Here is a 17,451-nt window from a genome sequence, read left to right on the forward strand (position 1 = left end):
ACCCGGACTGGGAAGAGTCAAGACGGTGGTTACAGCGGCAACGATCTGAGCAGAACGACGGTCGCCACCCCCACGGCAACCGCGACCAGTGTCGGCAGGCGCAGGGCGGCAAGGACGGTCACTGCCGCGGCGACCGCCTCCGGAATTCCCTCACTCAGCGCCATTGGTGCGATAATGGCTGTCAGGATCGCCGGCGGCATCGCTTCCAGCGCCGCTTTCGCCCGCCCGGTGATCGCAATGCGACGGGCGAGAGCATAGCCGGTCATGCGGGTGAGCCAGGTTACCCCGGCCATCCCAAGGATGGCTGCGACGGTCACCGTATCGAGAGCAAACCATTCAGGCATCGGTTGCGGCCTCCCCCTTGTGGAGAAGGCCGCCCGTCACGGTCCCTGCCAGCCCGGCGACGAAGATGTACCAGACACCTTCGACAAGGTGATAGACGGCCAAGGCGGTCGCGAGGCTGACCAGGACAACCAGGGTCTGACGGCTGGCCCGCCAAAACCCGATCACCAGCGTGATGAAGACGGCCGGGAAGACGAAGTCGAAGCCGTAGGCTGCGGGATCGTCGACCAACCCGCCGCTCATCGCGCCGACAAAGGTCCAAAAGGGCCATTGCAGATAGAACAGCACGAATACCCCGAAGATGTAGCCAGGCGTCACACCCGCGCTGCCATGGGACTGTGCCCGGCGCAGCGCCATCGCCCAAGTTTCGTCGGAATGGACCGAGACCGTAAAGAACCTGCCGACCGGGCTCAGATTTCCAAGATGCGGCGCCAGCGCCGCCCCCATCAATAGATGCCGGAGGTTGACCAGCAATGTGGTGCCGACGATCGCCAGGACCGGGGCTGGTGTCTGCCAGATATCAATGGCGATGAATTGCGCGCTGCCGGCATAGACCATGACGCTCATCAAGGTCACTTCGGCCGGCGAAAGCCCTTTCTGAACTGCAAGAGAGCCGAGCAGCAGGGCAAAGGGCGCCGCGCCCGCCATCAAGGGAGAGATGTCGATCAATCCACGGATCGTGTCCGGCCAGAACGTTGTTCTTTCGATTTCAGGGTCTTGCATTTGGGTATCGGTCATCATCCGCCTCATCTAACGCAGCGCCGCGGATTGGTATTGGAAAAATGTGCGGAAGATCAGGCGGCCAGCGCGGTGCGGTAACTGCCCGGTGTGACGCCGACCACGCCCTTGAAGGCCTTGTTGAAATGGCTTTGATCGTAGAATCCGCAGGCGACCGCCGTGTCCGCCAGATCGGCACCGCCGCGCAGCAAACCGCGAGCCTTCTGTATACGGACGCTGGTGCGGAATGCATGGGGTGTAACACCCAATTCGGACTTGAAGGCCCGGATCAGATGAAAACGGCTGACATTCAGGTCTTGTGCCAATTCCTGCAGTCCAAGGTCCTCATCCAGACGATCCTCCAGCAACCGGCACACCTTCGCCACCAGACCACGTTCCCGGCCGATGGGCCGGACAAGCGGCTTGTCATCGGCATGACGCGCGATCAAGACGCCCAGGGTTCGGACCAAGGCTGCATCCGCCTGCAAACGCGGGGCACCGATTTCGAACAACTTGTGCATCTGCTCGATCATCACCGCCAATTCGGGATCGTTGTAGAGCGGATATCGAAAAAAGGGCAAACCTGCCGGACGGTCTTGTATTTCCTCCGAAATTGTCTGCATCAGATCGGCGGACGGATAGGCGGTTCGATATCGATATCCGGCCTCCCCGGGGGCGCCGTCATGCAACACATCGGGGTTCAGGGCGGTTACGTGCCCCGGCAGGCCCACATTCGACACTCCATAGGCGCGGAACAATTCCGCCCCATCCAGGATGACGCCGACGACATAGGTGTCGTGAACATGCGGCGCATAGGCATGGCGGGTGAAACGCGCATGCAGACATTCCAGCCCGTCATGCTGCGCTTCGCGCCAAATCTTGGCACGGTCCTTATCCGGATCGAACCCTTCCATGGAGCTCAACCGGATAGCCTGTTCCTGAGTGATCGACATAACGGGTCACTATAGAGGCTTCACCGGGGCCGCGCTTGTAGAACTGTGCGATCACACGGCCTTGGCGAAGTCCGGCACGTCAGAGCCGCCCTTCCACCGCATCGACGAACAATTGGCGCAGATCATCGGCCGAAACACGCCGTGGGTTACCGCGAGCACAGGAATCCCTGGAGGCGGTTTCGCCCACGGCGTCCGCGTGATCGGTATCGACACCGATCTCCGCCAGGGTCGCGGGGATACCAAGGGAAGCGCTGAACCCTTGAACCCAATCCAACACCCCCGAGAAATTGTGACGCGGCAGGTTCAGCGTTTGGGCCAGCAGCGGAATTTTGTCGGCAATGGCTTCACGATTGAAGGACAGAACATAAGGCAACAGCACCGCATTGGTCAGGCCGTGATGGGTGTCGTAGATACCGCCGACCGCGTGCGCGATCGCGTGCACGGCGCCCAACCCCTTCTGGAACGCGACCGCCCCCATGCTGGCGGCGGCAAGCATCCTGGCGCGGGCCTCGATATCCGCGCCGTCATGGCAGGCAGCCGGCAGGGATTGCTCAATGAGGTATATTCCGTTCAGCGCAATTCCGTCCGCCATCGGGTGGAAAACCGGCACCGAATAGGCCTCGATGCAATGGGTGAGCGCGTCCAGCCCGGTTGCCGCGGTAATCTTGGGCGGTAGCCCAACGGTCAACTCAGGATCGGCAATCACCGTGGCGGGCAGCATCTTCGGATGAAAGATGATGACCTTCACCTTGGTTTCCTCATTCACGATGACACCGGCGCAGCCGACCTCCGACCCGGTCCCTGCCGTCGTCGGGATCGCAATGATCGGCGGAATCTTCGACGCATCCGCTTGTTTCCAGGCGCCGGGCGTCTCGTCGAAATCCCAGATCGGGCGCTCTTGACCGGCCATCAGAGCAATGACCTTGCCGGCATCCAGACCGCTGCCGCCGCCGACGGCGATTACCACATCGCAGCCGTTTTCACGATAGACCGCCACGCCGTCATACACATTCTTGCCGACCGGGTTTCCCTTGACGTCCGAAAACACCGTTGCTTCGACGCGAGCATCCTTGAGCAGCTGCTCCAACGCCATGAAGGCCGGCAAATCCCGCAGCCCCGAATCGGTCACGATTAGAGGACGTTCCACACGGGCGCCTTTCAGGGACTTGGGCAATTCGCCGATCCGGCCCGCCCCAAACAGTATCTTTGTCGGAAAGCTCCAGTTTCCCTGCAACGCTATCGTCATTCCCGCTCCCTCTCCCGGTATTCGGCCAATACGCCCGCCGATTTGGACTGTTTCGTCAGGAAAAAACTGCATCGGCCTTGGCCATCCTGCAAGCCCGGCCCGCCGGCCGGCATCCGTGACACAAGTGCAACCATGACCGCCGTTTTTGTTGCAGACCTTGCAAGCCGTACGTGGCACCCTTAATTCAAACGGGAAACAGTCGTGGGGGGAGGCACCGGTCCATGTGGGCGTGGGCGGTGCGGCGCGACGGAATTTCTAAGCCCTGAACGGGCACGGATTGCTGTATGCATATCGATATCGGGTTAGTCGTGGCCGGCCTGGTCATTTTGACGTTGGGCGGGGAGTTGGCGTTACGCGGCGCTGTTGGATTGGCCATGAAAATCGGCGTATCGCCGGCCATGATCGGTTTGACGGTTGTCGGTTTCGGGACCTCGGCGCCGGAACTCATGGTTACCGTACAGGCCGCCTTGGCCGGACAGCCTGACCTTGCCATCGGCAATGTCGTCGGCAGCAATATCGCAAATATCCTTCTGATCCTGGGTTTGGGCGGCGTCATTACGGCGCTGACCTGCAGCGCGGGCGTCGTCCGCCGCGATGCGACCGCGATGTTCCTGTCGATCGTCCTGCTGACGGTCCTGGGCTGGCACGGGATCATCGAGGCCTGGCACGGCGCGATCATGGTCGTCGCCCTGATCGCCTACATGACGTGGTCCTATTTCATGGACAAACGCGACGTGGCCTCGGCCGCCCTGCATGAACGCGAGGTCGAGGAGACCGAAAACGTTCCCGAGAATGCCTTTGTCATCGCCGCCTTCCTGGTCATCGGCCTGGCGGGTCTCGTCGGCGGCGCGCATTTTCTCGTCGACGGCGCGACCTCAATCGCGCGGGCATTCGGTGTGCCGGAATCGATCATCGGATTGACGCTCGTGGCGCTGGGTACGTCCCTGCCGGAACTCGCTGCCACCGTAGTGGCCGCTCTACGCGGGCACTCGGATGTCGCGATCGCCAATGTGTTGGGCAGTTGTCTCTTCAATGTTCTTTCGATCCTGGGCATCACGGCCATGATCCGGCCGCTGACGATTTCCCCGGACATTCAATCCATCGACATGTGGGTCATGATGGCCGCCGCCGGCGTTGTCATCCCGATGCTCTGGAAGGATAAACGGATCGCCAAGCTGGAAGCATCGATGCTCTTGTGCGGCTACGTCACCTATATGGGCTTTATCGGCTATCGCCTGGGGGTGGTCTGACCCGCATTCAGGAATGCGCTGGACGGACCGTCGTGAAACAGTCACAAAATCATGGTTTCTTCCCGTGCGGGAGAAGTCGGAACTCTTTCGGTCGACGGGGAGGCCATGGGGTCGCTCAAGAATATTCTATTGGTGACGTTCGATCAGTGGCGGGGTGACAGCCTCTCTGCCGCCGGGCACCCTTTGTTGAAAACACCGCATGTGGATGCGCTCGCCGCCGAGGGCGTCTATTTCAAACGGCATTACTCGGTCACCGCCCCTTGCGGCCCGTCGCGTGCAAGCCTTTTGACAGGCACCTATCAGCATAATCATCGATCGATCCGCAACGGTACGCCGCTGGACGCGCGTTTCACCAATGTGGCACTGGAAATGCGCAAGCTGGGCTACGATCCGGCGCTGTTCGGCTATACCGATATCTCACCCGATCCACGCGGCATGAACACCCGCGACCCGGTCTTCAACACTTACGAGGGCGTGCTGCCCGGCATGTCGCTTATCTGCCGGCTGGACGAGGACATGGGCTTCTGGTTCGCGGATTTGAAGCGGAAAGGCTACAGCCTGCCGGAACGTCCCTTCGACATCTTCCTGCCGGTTAAGAATTATCCCGGGGCGGAAGACAAGGGATACAGCTATTCGCCGCCGGTCTTCACCTCGGAAGACAGCAACGCCGCCTTCCTCTCCGATGCCGCGATTACCTATATCGACGCCCAGCGAGGCCGCCCCTGGTTCACGCATCTCTCATACATCTCACCGCACCCGCCCTTCATCGCGCCGGAACCTTACAATACACGCTACGACGCCGCCCGCGTACCGTCGCCGGTGCGCGCCGCCTCACCGGAAGAAGAAGTCAACGTCCACCCCTGGATGCGCCACGAGTTGGAAACCATGGGCCTTGGTACGCGAGAAGCGGTCGCCTGCTACGAAGGCAAGCAGATCGCCTGCCACGAATTGAACGGCCGGGAATTGGACCAGATCCGCGCCACCTACTACGGCATGATCAATCAGGTGGAAGACAGTTTCCAACGGGTCCTCGACCATCTGAAGGACATCGGCGCCTACGACGACACCCTGATCATCCTGACCTCGGACCACGGCGAAATGCTTGGCGATCATTGGATGCTTGGAAAAACGGGATTCTATGATCAGGCTGTTCATATCCCCCTGATCATTCGCGATCCGCGCGCCAGGGCCGATTCATCGCGCGGCCGCGTGGTGGAAGCCTACACCGAATCCGTGGACGTCATGCCGACAATCCTCGACCTGTTCGATGCCCCCATTCCACGTCAATGCGACGGGGCGCCCCTAACGGCATGGCTGGAGGGACGGACACCCGAAGGCTGGCGCAAGGAAGTCCATCACGAATACGATTTCCGCGACAATGTCGTCCGCAAAGCCGAAGGCCGGCTGGACCTTCGGTCGGATGAATGCGCGATGAGTTCGATCCGCGACGACAAGTTCAAATACGTCCACTTCGCCGCCCTGCCGCCGCTGCTCTACGACCTGTCGAAAGACCCGGACCAGTTGACGAACGTGGCCCAGGATCCGGCCTATGCCCCCGTTGTTGCGGAATACGCACAGAAAATGTTGAGTTGGCGGATGATGAACGATGAACGCGTTCTGACCTATTCCCATGTCCATGAAGGGCTTTACGAACAGCCTGACGACAGGCACGACCACCTCTGATCCCTCTCCACAATCCCCTTTTGCACGAGCCAGGAATGAGCAAGATCGACGTCCCCCGTATCATCGCGCATCGCGGCGCCAGCGGCCATGCGCCGGAAAACACCTTGGCCGCCATCCGCACGGCGCACGAACTCGGCGCGACCTGGGTCGAGTTCGACTGCATGTTGAGCAAGGATGGCCGCGTCTTTCTGAACCATGACGAAACATTGGAGCGCACGGCGGGCGTGACCCACAGGGCCTGCGACCTCGACATTGCCGATCTTGTTCATCTCGATGTCGGTGCCTGGTTTGGTCCCGACTTTGCAGGTGAGCCAATACCGACATTCCGTCAGGTGATGATGCTGCTCTCGGAACTCGGCATGGGCGCCAATGTTGAAATCAAGCCGTGCAAGGGACACGAAAAGGAGACCGGTATGGCGGTCGCCAAGGAAATCGACGGTCATTGGCCCGAGGACATTCCACCCCCCGTCGTATCCAGCTTTTCCAAAGAATCCCTGGCGGCCGCGATTCCCCTGTTGGGATCCGAAATTGAGGTCGCCCAACTATGGGGGCGGGTGCCGGCGGAATGGCGCCAGGAAATCGCCGCGCTCGGCGCGACTGCCGTTCATTGCAATGCCTTCCGCCTGGAAAAGGAGATTGCCGGACAGATCGTTACGAGCGGTGTGCCTTTGCGCTGCTACACGGTCAACGAGGTGCCGTTGGCAGAGAAACTTTTCGGTTGGGGCGTGAATTGCATTATCACGGACTACCCGGATATGTTCATTTGATGCGAGATAGATAGCATTTTATATAACTGCTTTCCGGGCTTTGTCTCCATTTGGTGACAATCAGGACGGATCCAACGGTTTCTGGACGCCCAGCGACCTGAAGAAGTCGCTTTTCATCAAATTTTCCAATGCTCGCCCGGTATGCATTCAATGCATGGGCGAGATGCAAATTTGGTATTTCTCAATGAGAGAAATCCGCCCTATTTCGGCCGCATAGAGACAGCGGCCAACGTCCCGGCTCCCTTTGGGTGGGAGCGACGCGCCGCCTCCGAAACTCATACTCTTTGGAGGATAGTGCGATGAAATTTAACCATGCTCACCCGGAACTGATCGTAGCTCAGTCCATGGTGCCGGCGTCGGCCGACCTGACCAAGATTATTCGGTCGGTTTCCTTCCGGCTTGCCAGCCGCATCACGCCCGCCAACAACAAGCGTGCGAAAGCGGTCGCCTAACGGCAAAAAGCCGGCAGGGGTTCATTAAGCGTATTCTAGTTTTATCGTTTTAAGACCCCAACGCGAAAGCGTACCCCTTGTGAAAAACCCCGCCGTCATCGGCGGGGTTTTTCTTTTTCCAGGCGATCAATCCCGGATCAGGGTTTTTCTCCCGCAGCAAGACGGCGGTTTATATCAGCCAGGACCGGGCCAAGATCCCCGATGGTCGGAACCACGTAATGTGCGCCCGTCGCATCCAGCGCCTTGCGGGCGCGCGCGAAATGGTCGTCGCGTTCGGTATCCGACAAGGCCCTCCATTCGTCATGCGACAAGCCGACCTCGTTCCCGGAACAAGCGAGACCCACGGTCCACATCCCCGCCGCAAGACCAGCTTCCAGTCCTGGAGCACTGTCATCGATATTGATGCATGCCTTCACATTCGTGACGCCGAGCTTCATGCCCGCGGTCAGGCACATGTCGGGATAGGGTCGGCCATGCGCGACATCACTCGCACAAACCATGGCATCCGGCGCGATCCCCTGCTCGGTGAGTTTCGCAGACAGGACGGACATCACTTCGGACGGATATCCGGTCGTCGTCGCGATCCCGATGCCATCCTTGCGCAAACCTGCGAACAATTCAGCCGTCCCGGGAATGACCGTCGAATAATCGGTCAGGCATTGAATCTGTAACGGTAGGAAATCCGCATACATGGCATCTACATCGGATTCCGTCGAAGCGGCGCCATGCGCCTGTTTCCACGCATCTGCGACACGCGGCATCGCAAGCAATTGCACGATGTGGTCGCGCTTCGCCGCACCCATGGGCTCCCGCGCCTCGGCAACCGTGATATCGACCTTGCGCCGTTTGAAGATTTCTACAAAGGCCATAACCGGCGCGATACAGCCGAAATCGACAATGGTTCCGGCATTGTCGAAGATGACCGCTTCGATCGGACCGGTGAAGCTTCCTGCGCTCCCGTTGGGCATTTCTATTCCCTTTCAATCAGACACGCGGTTCGCCACGGTTTCCGGTGGCCCGCAAAAATTCATGAATTCCGTTGGGCGAGTTCGATCAGGCCGCGTTCGACGTGCCGTTGGAAACGCCCATTTCCGCCAGGACCTCGGCGACGGTCGCAACGACACCATCAACATCCGACGGCCCCATCGAACCGATGCAGCCGACGCGGAAGGTTTCCAGCTGCGTCAGCTTGCCTGGATAAATCACGTAGCCGCGCCTCGCCAAGCGGCCATAAAAATCGGTAAAGGCATAATTCGGGTCTTCCGGTGCATGAAAACAGACGATGATCGGCGCCTGTTCGGCATCGTTCAGGAAAGTCCGGAAGCCCAAGGCGCGCATCCCTTTGACGAGATGCTCGCAATTGACCTCGTAACGGGTGCCCCTTGCCCGCACCCCGCCTTCCGCTTCGTACTCCAGCAAGGCTTGGTGGAAGGCCGCGATCACATGGGTCGGCGGCGTGAAACGCCACTGACGTGTCTTTTCCATGTATGACCATTGATCGTGCAGGTCGAGACTGACCGAATGCGCGTTGCCCTCCCGTGCCGCCAGGACGGATTTGTTGCAGATGACGAATCCCATCCCCGGCACACCCTCGAGGCATTTGTTCGCGCTGGCGGCAATCGCATCGTAGCGCACCGACTTTGCATCCAAATGCAGTGCCCCAAAGGCGCTCATCGCATCGACGAGCAGTCGGCGGCCCTTTTCCTGGACGACCTCTGCGATGGCTTCGACCGGATTGCGGATACCGCTGGTGGTCTCGCAATGGACCATGAAGACGTAATCGATCGTCTCATCCCGCAGATGATCCGCGACCTTCGCGGCCGAGGGCGCTTCATTTTCCGCGGTTCGATAAACGACCGTTTCACGTCCCATCCTTTCGCAGACCTTGATTGCCCGCTCGCCATACGCACCATTGGCGAGCATCAGAACCTTTCCGCCCCGCGGTACGAAAGTGCCGAGCATCGCCTCGACGACGAAGGTGCCGCTGCCCTGCAATGGTACGGCGGTGTATTCTTCGCCGCCCCCCGAGATATCGACCAGACGCCGGCGAATATCGGCATTAAGTTCTCGAAACGGTGCGTCCCAGGATCCCCAGTCCTTCAACATGGCGCGTTTCACGCTTGTCGTGGTTGTCAGGGGCCCGGGCGTCAGCAGCAATGGTTCGTCGGCAGTGGGCTTTCGGCCCATTTTATAGGCCTCGGCCGCTTCTTTCAGTGTCTTCGTCATTCTTTTCCGCCATTCGTTCAATGGACGTCGCCTACCCCGCGATAGGAGAAGCGACCGCCATGCCATCCTTGCGTTGGGATATGCCAGCCCCGATACCATCCGTCCAATGCATATTATTGATCTTATCTATTGATCTGATAAATACATATTCATGATCAACATCACGCATTTAAGAGCATTCCACGCGGTTGCGACGGAAGGCAGTTTTTCGAAGGCGGCGCGGGCATTGAATGTCGGTCAACCGACCCTCTCCTCCCAGGTGAAGGCGCTTGAAACCGGCTATGGTGTCCGCCTGTTCGACCGGCGCGGCCGCGGGGTTCAATTGACGGATCTCGGGCGCTCTTTGGCGGAAGTGACGAACCGGCTCACATCGCTTCAGGAGGAAGCCGAAGCCCTCCTGGCCGGCACGGAGAACCTGGCCCATGGCAGCCTGACAATCGGGGCGGACAGTCCCAGCGACGCGATGGATCTGCTTGCCGGGTTGCGCCATCGCTATCCGGGTCTGGCACTAAAGATAACCATGGGAAACATGGAATCGGTCCTGGCGGATCTGCGTGACTACCGTGTCGATGCCGCCTTGCTGTCGAATGTGCCGATCGACAACCAGTTGCATGCGCTCCCATTTAGACGGGCACCGCTGGTCCTGGTCGCTCGCCGCGACCATCCGCTGACGAAACGGCGCCGGGTCAACCTGATGGACCTTTCCGGCCAACCCTTGGTGCTGCGTGAAAGACGCTCGGTCACTCGGGACTTGTTCGAACGCGCCGCGATGAGGGTCGGTCTCACCCTGAACGACGTCCTGGAAGTGGAATCGCGGGAAGCGGTTCGGGCCGCGGTCGTGGCCGGGCTGGGCCTCGGTGTCGTCATCGCAAGCGAGCATGAGCCCCATCGGGAACTTGTCACAGTGCCTCTAGGATCCGACACGATCGAAGTCACGGAATACGCGGTCTGCCTGCGAGGGCGCCGGCGGTTGAGCAACATTCGAGCTTTTCTGGAATTGGCCGCACAGATGGCCGATGCCTCCGCCCGGCAATCCTGATCGGGCCCGATCATAACTTATCCGGAAATGAGAAACGGCCCGGAACCGGTCCGGGCCGTCTCCTGATCCGGCGATTGGGGGAGTAATCACCGGCGGGTACCTTGCCGTTAGTCGTCCTTGTGGCCCTCAAACCGGCCGCCGTCACCGTGGCGGAACCGAGGACGCTGTTCCTCACGTGTGATCTTGCCGTCGCCATTGCGGTCCATGCGCGACAGCATCCAAGACGTTTTCTCGTCGACTTCGGCTTTCGTGATCACGCCGTCACCGTCGTCGTCGAAGCGTTGGAAGGCATCGACCATCCGGTTGCGCATCATTTCCATCCAGACGGCCTCGAACTCCTGAAGGGAAAGCGCGCCATCGCCATTGGCGTCATTAGAGCTGATACGCCGTTCCGTTTCGGCATTGATTTCCGCCGCCGTGATCGCACCGTCCTTGTCCGTGTCGAAGGTGCGGAACAGCATTTCGCCGCGCGGTCCGCCGTGGCCGCCGTGGCCGCCGCGGTGATGGCCGTCAAAGCCCCCGGAGGCAACTGCGTGTCCCATGAAAGCCGCTGTTCCCAGCGCAGCCGCGGTGCCGAGCAGAACGACCATCCACATGCCGCTCCGACCTTTATGCCGCGGCGAGCGGGATTCGTTATTGCTTTCGGTGTTCTCGTTGTTCTCGGTGTTTTCCATTACACTAGTCCTTTCATTCGCTTCTGTTGTGCGGTTGAAATCAGTGAGCAGAGAAAACACCCCAATTGTCGCAGAACTATGCCGACCATCCGGGAAAATGGTCGCAAATCATGTCGAAACGGAAACCTGATACACTTTGTTACAGTTTTCCTGACGGGTTTGGGAACAGGGTCGGTTAGTCTGCGACCACTCGTTCCTGCCGGCGCGGGCGACAGACCATTTTCAGTCATGAATTGAGGCAAACCTTGCAGACCCCGGAGCAGATATCCGACGGACCGCATATCCTGATTGTCGACGACAACCGGGAAATCCGTGAATTGCTGTCCAAGTACCTGTCGAAAAACGGCATGCGGGTCAGCCAGTCGGCCAGTGCGGCCGATGCCCGGCGCGCCATCAAGGACAAAGCGATCGACCTCATCGTCCTCGACATCATGATGCCGGGCGAGGACGGGTTGAGCCTGTGCCGGCATATTCGGGAAACATCCGACAAACCGGTCATTTTCCTGAGTGCGATGGCGGAGGATACGGATCGGATCGTCGGCCTTGAAATCGGCGCGGACGACTATCTCACCAAGCCGTTCAACCCACGGGAATTGCTGGCCCGCATCAAGGCGGTCACACGACGGTCCAACAATCTGCGGCAGGCCGAAGCCGCCCTTTCCGAATCGGCGGCATTGCGTTTCGATCGCTGGATCTTCGACCCGGAACGCCGTGAAGTTCGCGGCGAGGACGGAACTCAGCTGAACCTGAGTACCGGTGAGTTCAGATTGCTCAGCGTCCTGCTCGGCCATCCCGGCGTCGTGATGACCCGAGACCGCCTGCTTGACCTGACCCGGGGACGGGACGCCGCCCCTTTCGATCGCAGCATGGATAATCAGGTCAGTCGCCTCAGGAAGAAACTGGAGCGTGATCCGAAAAACCCGGAAATCATCAAGACCGTCTGGGGCGGCGGCTACGTGCTGTCCTGTCAGGTGGACACGTTATGACCGGGCCAGCGAGCGAGAACCAGAAGCAGCCGCCCAGATTTTCCTGGCTTCGGCACCGCAGCCGCAACGGTGGCCACCGGCCCGTCCGGGACGGTTTTTGGTCCCACAGTCTGGCCGCGCGGCTGATTGTTCTGATCCTGCTGGCATTGGTTGTCTCACATGCGATCGCCTTCGCCATCCTGTGGGACGAGCGCAGACTTGCGGCCCGGGATACGATTCGAACCCTTGTTGCGGACCGTATCACGGCCGTGACCCATCTGGTCGAGTCGACGCCCCCAGACCTGCACGACAACATCCTGGCCGCCGCCACGACCCGGGACCTGCTTTTCCGGATAGCCGGCGAAGCCGCCGTACCGCTCGAAGAATCCGAAGGCCGGATCGAGAGAATGATCCAAGTCCGTCTGGCAGAGAGCCTCGGCCGTCCAAGCGAGGATATCCGTTTCGCTTTTCGCGCCGACTGGGGTAGGGACCGTCGGTTTTTCCATCCGGCATGGGACGACGACGAAACCAAACACGGTCGCGAAAAGGACGACTGGAACCACTGGGGCGATGATCAGCGGGACGATGACCAGCGGGATGACGATCGGCGTGACGACGACCGCGCAGGCAAAAACAAAGAGGATCGAAGCTGGGACCGCAAACGGCCCGGACCGGGGATCGGTCTTCGCGCCAGTATTCGGCTGCAGGACGGAAACTGGCTGAACGTTGTCAGTATTCTTCATGCACCGCCGCGCAATTGGGGCGGTCCGGGAATGATATCATTCCTTGTTTCGGCCATCGCCATCATCATCATCGTCACATGGCTGGTGCGGCGAACGATGCGACCGCTGCGCGATCTGACCGCCGCCGCATCCGCAGTCGGGCGTGGCGACCGACCCGCTCCGCTGGAAGAGACAGGCCCCCGGGATATTCGAAACCTGATCGCTGCCTTCAACACCATGCGCGACCGGGTAGACCGTTTCGTGAACGATCGGATGCATATGCTGGCAGCGCTGTCGCACGACCTGAGAACACCGCTGACGACCTTGCGTCTGCGCGCGGAATTGCTCGAAGACGAGGAGGAGCGCGAGCGTTTCATCGCCACCCTTGACGAACTTCAAGCAATGACCGAGGAGGTTCTTGCCTTCATCCGATCCGAGGCTGAGACCGAAGCGGCGGTACCGTCCGATCTGAACGCCCTCGCCCGCGCCGTCGTCGATGAAAAAGCCCAAGGCGAAAAGCCTCTTGCCTTCACGCCCGCGGAGGACTTGCCCGCCGTCCTTTGCCGCCCCATTGCCGTCAAGCGGGCGTCGAGAAATCTGATCGACAACGCCATTCGTCACGGTTCGTCGGTCGATGTGCGCATCGAACCGGGCCAGGACAGTGTCGCCCTGGTCGTGCTGGACGACGGGCCGGGCATGCCGGAGGAGGATTTGGAGCGCGCCTTCGATCCCTTCGTTCGCCTCGACCCGGCGCGCGGCGCGGATTCGGGCGGTGTAGGCCTTGGTTTGTCGATCTGTCGTTCCATCGCCCGCAGTCAGGGAGGCGACGTTCGTTTGGCAAACCGCCCTGAGGGCGGATTGCGGGCAGAACTCTCTCTGCCCCATTAGATGGCGAACGGATCCGTTCAGTCAGATCACCCGAAAACGGGTTTGCCTTCTTCCTCGGACCAGCGCCATACCGGCCCCTTGCCGGTCAGATGAACGCCGCCGCGCCATAAATCGATGCCATTGGCGCTGACCCAATCGGCATCACCCGCGAGCAATCTGCGGCCGAAGTCGGTGAGATCGAACTCGTCCCGCCAATCTTCGGTTTCGGTCAAAGCGGGTTCCGTTGCATCAATCAGCCCCGCCATATCGTGAAAGAACATGACATCGCCAAGGAAGGGCGCGGGTTCGGTTTCCCGGTACATGACGCGGAATGCATCCACCCCCGTCTTTGCGCCACCGGCCACCGCCTCAAGCATCAACCTTTCGGTCAAACTCAGACCATCCCGTGTTCCGGGCAGTTCCATCAAGTGACGGCGCATGGCCGAACGGAGGAAGGGCATCGCGTCGTCTTGCTCGACCGTGAATTCATATAGTGCCTCCGGCGTTTCCGCCCGGAATGCCTCCCAAGCTCTACGAGCCTGACCCAGCATCGAATCGGAAATCGGGATATCCCGGTCCTTGAAGGTGCGCAGCTGTTCGGGAGACAATTGACCGAAACCGACGAAACGATCTTCTCCGGCGAACCGATCCACCGTCATCATTCGCATCCGGCCCAGCAAATCGCCGTATCCGCTCAAGCGCGTCAACAGGTCGATCAGTACGGACTGGTCGTACAGATCATGTTCAAACCACAACAGGATGCGCTGATATTGCTCCAATGTGTCGAGGGCCGCAGCTTCGGATTGAAGGCGGTCCAAAGCCCTCGTTTCGGAGAGAATGTCCCAACCGGCGATGAAACGGGCCCGCATCCTTCGATAGTCGTCGTCCGGCATGCCAGACGGCACCGGCCCACGACAGACGGGATCCCCCCATTCCAGGAAATCCCCGTCGAACCCAGCCGTACGAAGGCTCTCCCGAATGTCGGAGCCACATCGGATATGTAGAATTCGTTCAACCACCGCCGATCCGCCGTCCCGTTACCATGCCCCTGCCAGGGCTTAATATGCGGGGAAATTCGCTTAGGACCAACCGTTCGCGCGTTACTGCCCGTTGAAGCTGGGTTTCCGCTTGTTCAAGAAAGCATTCAATCCTTCCTTGCCGTCCACACTTGCAACGCTTTCAGCGATGGCCCGGCTCTCCCTCTCCATCTGGGTTTCCAATGAGCTGTACGACCCTTCCAGCAACAGACGCTTGGTCCGTCCGAATGCCGCCGTCGGCCCGGCGGCCAATTGTGTAGCCATGTCGTCGACGAATGCATCCAGTTCCGACGCCGGCACGACACGGTTGATCAACCCCCAGTCCTCGGCCTCGGCGGCCGATAAGACCCGGTTCGTAAGAGCCAGATCGTAGGCGCGACGCAGTCCGACCAGCCGCGGCAGATAGAATGTGGAACTGCCGTCCGGGGAGAGCCCCGCCCGCGTATAAGCCATGGTGAACTTGGCCTCGTCCGACGCGATAATCAGGTCACAGCCGAGCGCGACACTCAGTCCGCCACCGGCTGCGGTACCGGCGACCTTCGCAATAACCGGCGCATCGCCACGCGCGAGGCGCGACATCGCCGAATGCAAGTTGGTCGTCATTGCCTTGACCAGATGGGCCGATTTGTCCCCGGCTTTCTCGAAGGCCGACAAATCACCACCGGCACAGAAGAACCGGCCGCCCGCCCCTTCCATCACGATGCATCGGGCGCTGGGTTCATGGTCGAGCTCAATGGCCGCATCCATCAGGTCCAGGGTCATCTGCAGATCCAACGCATTGGCCGCGTCGGGCCGGTTCAATACGATCCGCGCGACCCCGTCGTCACCGATGTTGAGTGTGATGGTTTGATACGGCATGTCGGCCTCCCTGATTTCCGGTCTTATTCCGTTTTTGGAATCATGACCGCACCATCAGGGGAAACAAGCGTTAAACGTCGGCTTCCGCTTGCTCCAGACAGGACTGCAGCCAAGCTCGTCGCTTGCCGGTATGCGCAATTTCCTGATCCAGCCAATCGGCAAACATGCCGCCGGATCCAGACCGGCGCAGATCTTCCAGCCGCGCCAGTTCCGTCTCGGTCAATTCCAGCAAGAGATCGATTTGGTCCGCCTTGTCCTCGGCCGGCAGTTGGTCGAGATATCGAAGTTTCAAAGCCAGCACGAGCCGTTGAATGTCGTTCATCGGCGCCCGAAGGGTCGCCAGCATCAGTTTTTCGAAAGTCTCCCGCCCTGCCTGTGTCAAACGCATCGGCGCCTGATCACCGGCCCGGCCATCGGCCGCCTCGATCAACCCCTCCAATCGCAGGACTTCCAGGGACGATCCCAACAGTTCGAGAGACGGCCCGACCATGCGCTCCACGAAATGTCGAACCCCGGACGCCAAATCGGCATAGGTGACATCGCCTTCCGTCAGCGCGCCGAGCACCGCCAGCCGCATGGTTTCCGCAGGAGTGAGGGACTTGTCGCCATACATCGCGTTGATCCAATCATAGGAAAAGGTGAAACGTCACTATCCAAGACATAGTGTTATTGCGAACGACTCGCAATGTGCGTTTCAACCGGTAACGCGACTTTAGTGCTTCCTAGCCCGGAGACAATCCCCGCATCCGCTCGTTCCTGCGACGCAACAATTCAAGCGTCACCAGCAACAAGACGGAAATAGCGATCAGGATCGTTGCGACCGCTAGAATGGTCGGGCTGATCTGTTCACGCAAACCGGACCACATCTGCCGCGGGATGGTGCGCTGCTCAAATTCGGTCAGGAACAGGACCGCGACCACCTCGTCGAACGATGTGATGAAGGCGAACAAACCGCCGGAGATCACACCAGGCGCGATCAGGGGAACAATCACCTGAAAGAAGGTTCGCTGGGGCGTCGCGCCCAAGCTTGCCGACGCCCGAACGAGGTTATTGTCGAAGCCCGACAGCGTGGCGGTGACCGTGATGACGACAAAGGGCGTCCCCAGGGCCGCATGCGCCAGGATGATGCCTGGGAAGGTCTGGGCCAGCCCGATATCGGAATAGAAGAAGAACATGCCCGCGGCGGAAATGATAATCGGCACGATCATCGGCGAAATCAGGATGGCCGTGATCAGTTTCCGATACGGCATATGGGCACGGGTGAGGCCCAAGGCCGCGAGCGTGCCCAGCGTCGTGGAGATGAGCGTCGCGAAAATCCCGATGATGAAGGAGTTCTTCATCGAGTGAATCCATTGCGCGTTGGTCCATGAATCCGCGATGAAGGCGAAACCAAAAGGTTGATCGGGATCCGCCATCCCGTTCGTGAAAATGTCGACATACCAGCGCGTGGAATAGGCTTCCGGCTTCAGCGCCATCATGTCGCTGTTATAGGTGAAATACGGCTCCGCATTGAAGCTGAGCGGTATCATCACAAGGATCGGAAGGATCAGGAAGATCAACACCGCGCCGCAGAAAGCGCGAAACGCATAGTGCCAGACGATTTCCAGCGGCGACGCATAAGGAGGAAGCGAAGAAGACATTACAGCGACCTCC

The 17,451-nt window shown here is 60.0% G+C and carries 18 protein-coding genes; 7 read left to right on the forward strand and 11 right to left on the reverse strand.

Annotated features, from left to right (window positions below; translation table 11 throughout):
- Nucleotides 1-29: 29 nt before the first annotated feature.
- The 4 genes from ACQK2G_RS14705 to ACQK2G_RS14720 all read right to left on the reverse strand — a co-directional run bounded on the left by ACQK2G_RS14705 (nucleotide 30) and on the right by ACQK2G_RS14720 (nucleotide 3,258).
- On the reverse strand, nucleotides 30-344 hold the full coding sequence (locus tag ACQK2G_RS14705) for an AzlD family protein (protein WP_425405791.1): 315 nt from the start codon (nucleotides 342-344) through the stop codon (nucleotides 30-32).
- The gene (locus ACQK2G_RS14710; protein WP_425405792.1) at nucleotides 337-1,080 is read right to left on the reverse strand and encodes an AzlC family ABC transporter permease; all 744 of its coding nucleotides are present in this window, start codon (nucleotides 1,078-1,080) and stop codon (nucleotides 337-339) included. Before ACQK2G_RS14710 ends, ACQK2G_RS14705 begins: the two co-directional genes overlap by 8 nt.
- A gap of 56 nt (nucleotides 1,081-1,136) precedes the next feature.
- Nucleotides 1,137-2,012: a helix-turn-helix domain-containing protein gene (locus ACQK2G_RS14715; RefSeq protein ID WP_425405793.1), complete on the reverse strand. Its 876-nt coding sequence runs from the start codon at nucleotides 2,010-2,012 to the stop codon at nucleotides 1,137-1,139.
- Nucleotides 2,013-2,091: 79 nt separating this feature from the next.
- Nucleotides 2,092-3,258 carry an iron-containing alcohol dehydrogenase gene (locus tag ACQK2G_RS14720; RefSeq protein ID WP_425405794.1) on the reverse strand — a complete coding sequence of 389 codons (1,167 nt, stop codon included), beginning with the start codon at nucleotides 3,256-3,258 and terminating at the stop codon, nucleotides 2,092-2,094.
- Between the two features lie 284 nt (nucleotides 3,259-3,542).
- On the opposite strand from ACQK2G_RS14720, the gene ACQK2G_RS14725 reads away from it, so the two are divergent.
- The 4 genes from ACQK2G_RS14725 (at nucleotide 3,543) to ACQK2G_RS14740 (ending at nucleotide 7,410) form a co-directional block, all read left to right on the forward strand.
- Nucleotides 3,543-4,508, forward strand: coding sequence for a calcium/sodium antiporter (locus tag ACQK2G_RS14725; RefSeq protein WP_425405795.1), 966 nt, complete (start codon nucleotides 3,543-3,545; stop codon nucleotides 4,506-4,508).
- Nucleotides 4,509-4,613: 105 nt separating this feature from the next.
- The gene (locus tag ACQK2G_RS14730; protein ID WP_425405796.1) at nucleotides 4,614-6,191 is read left to right on the forward strand and encodes an alkaline phosphatase family protein; all 1,578 of its coding nucleotides are present in this window, start codon (nucleotides 4,614-4,616) and stop codon (nucleotides 6,189-6,191) included.
- 35 nt (nucleotides 6,192-6,226) lie between these two features.
- Nucleotides 6,227-6,958: a glycerophosphodiester phosphodiesterase family protein gene (locus tag ACQK2G_RS14735; RefSeq protein ID WP_425405797.1), complete on the forward strand. Its 732-nt coding sequence runs from the start codon at nucleotides 6,227-6,229 to the stop codon at nucleotides 6,956-6,958.
- Nucleotides 6,959-7,257: 299 nt separating this feature from the next.
- The gene (locus ACQK2G_RS14740) at nucleotides 7,258-7,410 is read left to right on the forward strand and encodes a hypothetical protein (RefSeq protein WP_425405798.1); all 153 of its coding nucleotides are present in this window, start codon (nucleotides 7,258-7,260) and stop codon (nucleotides 7,408-7,410) included.
- Nucleotides 7,411-7,547: 137 nt separating this feature from the next.
- Here ACQK2G_RS14740 and phnX read toward each other — a convergent pair whose 3' ends face one another.
- Together phnX and ACQK2G_RS14750 are read right to left on the reverse strand one after the other, a co-directional pair.
- The gene (gene phnX, locus ACQK2G_RS14745; RefSeq protein WP_425405799.1) at nucleotides 7,548-8,378 is read right to left on the reverse strand and encodes a phosphonoacetaldehyde hydrolase; all 831 of its coding nucleotides are present in this window, start codon (nucleotides 8,376-8,378) and stop codon (nucleotides 7,548-7,550) included.
- A gap of 85 nt (nucleotides 8,379-8,463) precedes the next feature.
- On the reverse strand, nucleotides 8,464-9,636 hold the full coding sequence (locus ACQK2G_RS14750) for a 2-aminoethylphosphonate--pyruvate transaminase (protein ID WP_425405800.1): 1,173 nt from the start codon (nucleotides 9,634-9,636) through the stop codon (nucleotides 8,464-8,466).
- Between the two features lie 151 nt (nucleotides 9,637-9,787).
- On the opposite strand from ACQK2G_RS14750, the gene ACQK2G_RS14755 reads away from it, so the two are divergent.
- A complete protein-coding gene (locus ACQK2G_RS14755) occupies nucleotides 9,788-10,675 on the forward strand; it encodes a LysR substrate-binding domain-containing protein (RefSeq protein WP_425405801.1) in 888 nt (295 codons plus the stop codon).
- A gap of 107 nt (nucleotides 10,676-10,782) precedes the next feature.
- Here the strand turns inward: ACQK2G_RS14755 and ACQK2G_RS14760 are convergent, their stop codons facing one another.
- Nucleotides 10,783-11,349, reverse strand: a complete 567-nt coding sequence (locus tag ACQK2G_RS14760) for an EF-hand domain-containing protein (protein ID WP_425405802.1) — start codon at nucleotides 11,347-11,349, stop codon at nucleotides 10,783-10,785.
- Nucleotides 11,350-11,594: 245 nt separating this feature from the next.
- Between ACQK2G_RS14760 and ACQK2G_RS14765 the strand changes: the two genes are divergently transcribed.
- Nucleotides 11,595-12,335, forward strand: a complete 741-nt coding sequence (locus ACQK2G_RS14765) for a response regulator (RefSeq protein WP_425405803.1) — start codon at nucleotides 11,595-11,597, stop codon at nucleotides 12,333-12,335.
- Nucleotides 12,332-13,924, forward strand: a complete 1,593-nt coding sequence (locus ACQK2G_RS14770) for an ATP-binding protein (protein WP_425405804.1) — start codon at nucleotides 12,332-12,334, stop codon at nucleotides 13,922-13,924. The genes ACQK2G_RS14765 and ACQK2G_RS14770 overlap by 4 nt, the downstream gene beginning before the upstream one ends.
- Nucleotides 13,925-13,950: 26 nt before the next feature.
- Here the strand turns inward: ACQK2G_RS14770 and ACQK2G_RS14775 are convergent, their stop codons facing one another.
- From ACQK2G_RS14775 to ACQK2G_RS14790, 4 genes are all read right to left on the reverse strand, one after another.
- On the reverse strand, nucleotides 13,951-14,922 hold the full coding sequence (locus ACQK2G_RS14775) for a DUF1835 domain-containing protein (protein WP_425405805.1): 972 nt from the start codon (nucleotides 14,920-14,922) through the stop codon (nucleotides 13,951-13,953).
- 81 nt (nucleotides 14,923-15,003) lie between these two features.
- The gene (locus tag ACQK2G_RS14780) at nucleotides 15,004-15,798 is read right to left on the reverse strand and encodes an enoyl-CoA hydratase/isomerase family protein (protein ID WP_425405806.1); all 795 of its coding nucleotides are present in this window, start codon (nucleotides 15,796-15,798) and stop codon (nucleotides 15,004-15,006) included.
- Nucleotides 15,799-15,868: 70 nt separating this feature from the next.
- Nucleotides 15,869-16,411, reverse strand: a complete 543-nt coding sequence (locus tag ACQK2G_RS14785; RefSeq protein WP_425405807.1) for a hypothetical protein — start codon at nucleotides 16,409-16,411, stop codon at nucleotides 15,869-15,871.
- A gap of 109 nt (nucleotides 16,412-16,520) precedes the next feature.
- Complete coding sequence (locus ACQK2G_RS14790) at nucleotides 16,521-17,438, reverse strand: ABC transporter permease (protein WP_425405808.1); 918 nt, start codon at nucleotides 17,436-17,438, stop codon at nucleotides 16,521-16,523.
- Nucleotides 17,439-17,451 lie beyond the last annotated feature (13 nt).

This window comes from Hwanghaeella sp. (genome assembly GCF_965227365.1).
Lineage (GTDB): Bacteria > Pseudomonadota > Alphaproteobacteria > UBA8366 > Aestuariispiraceae > Hwanghaeella.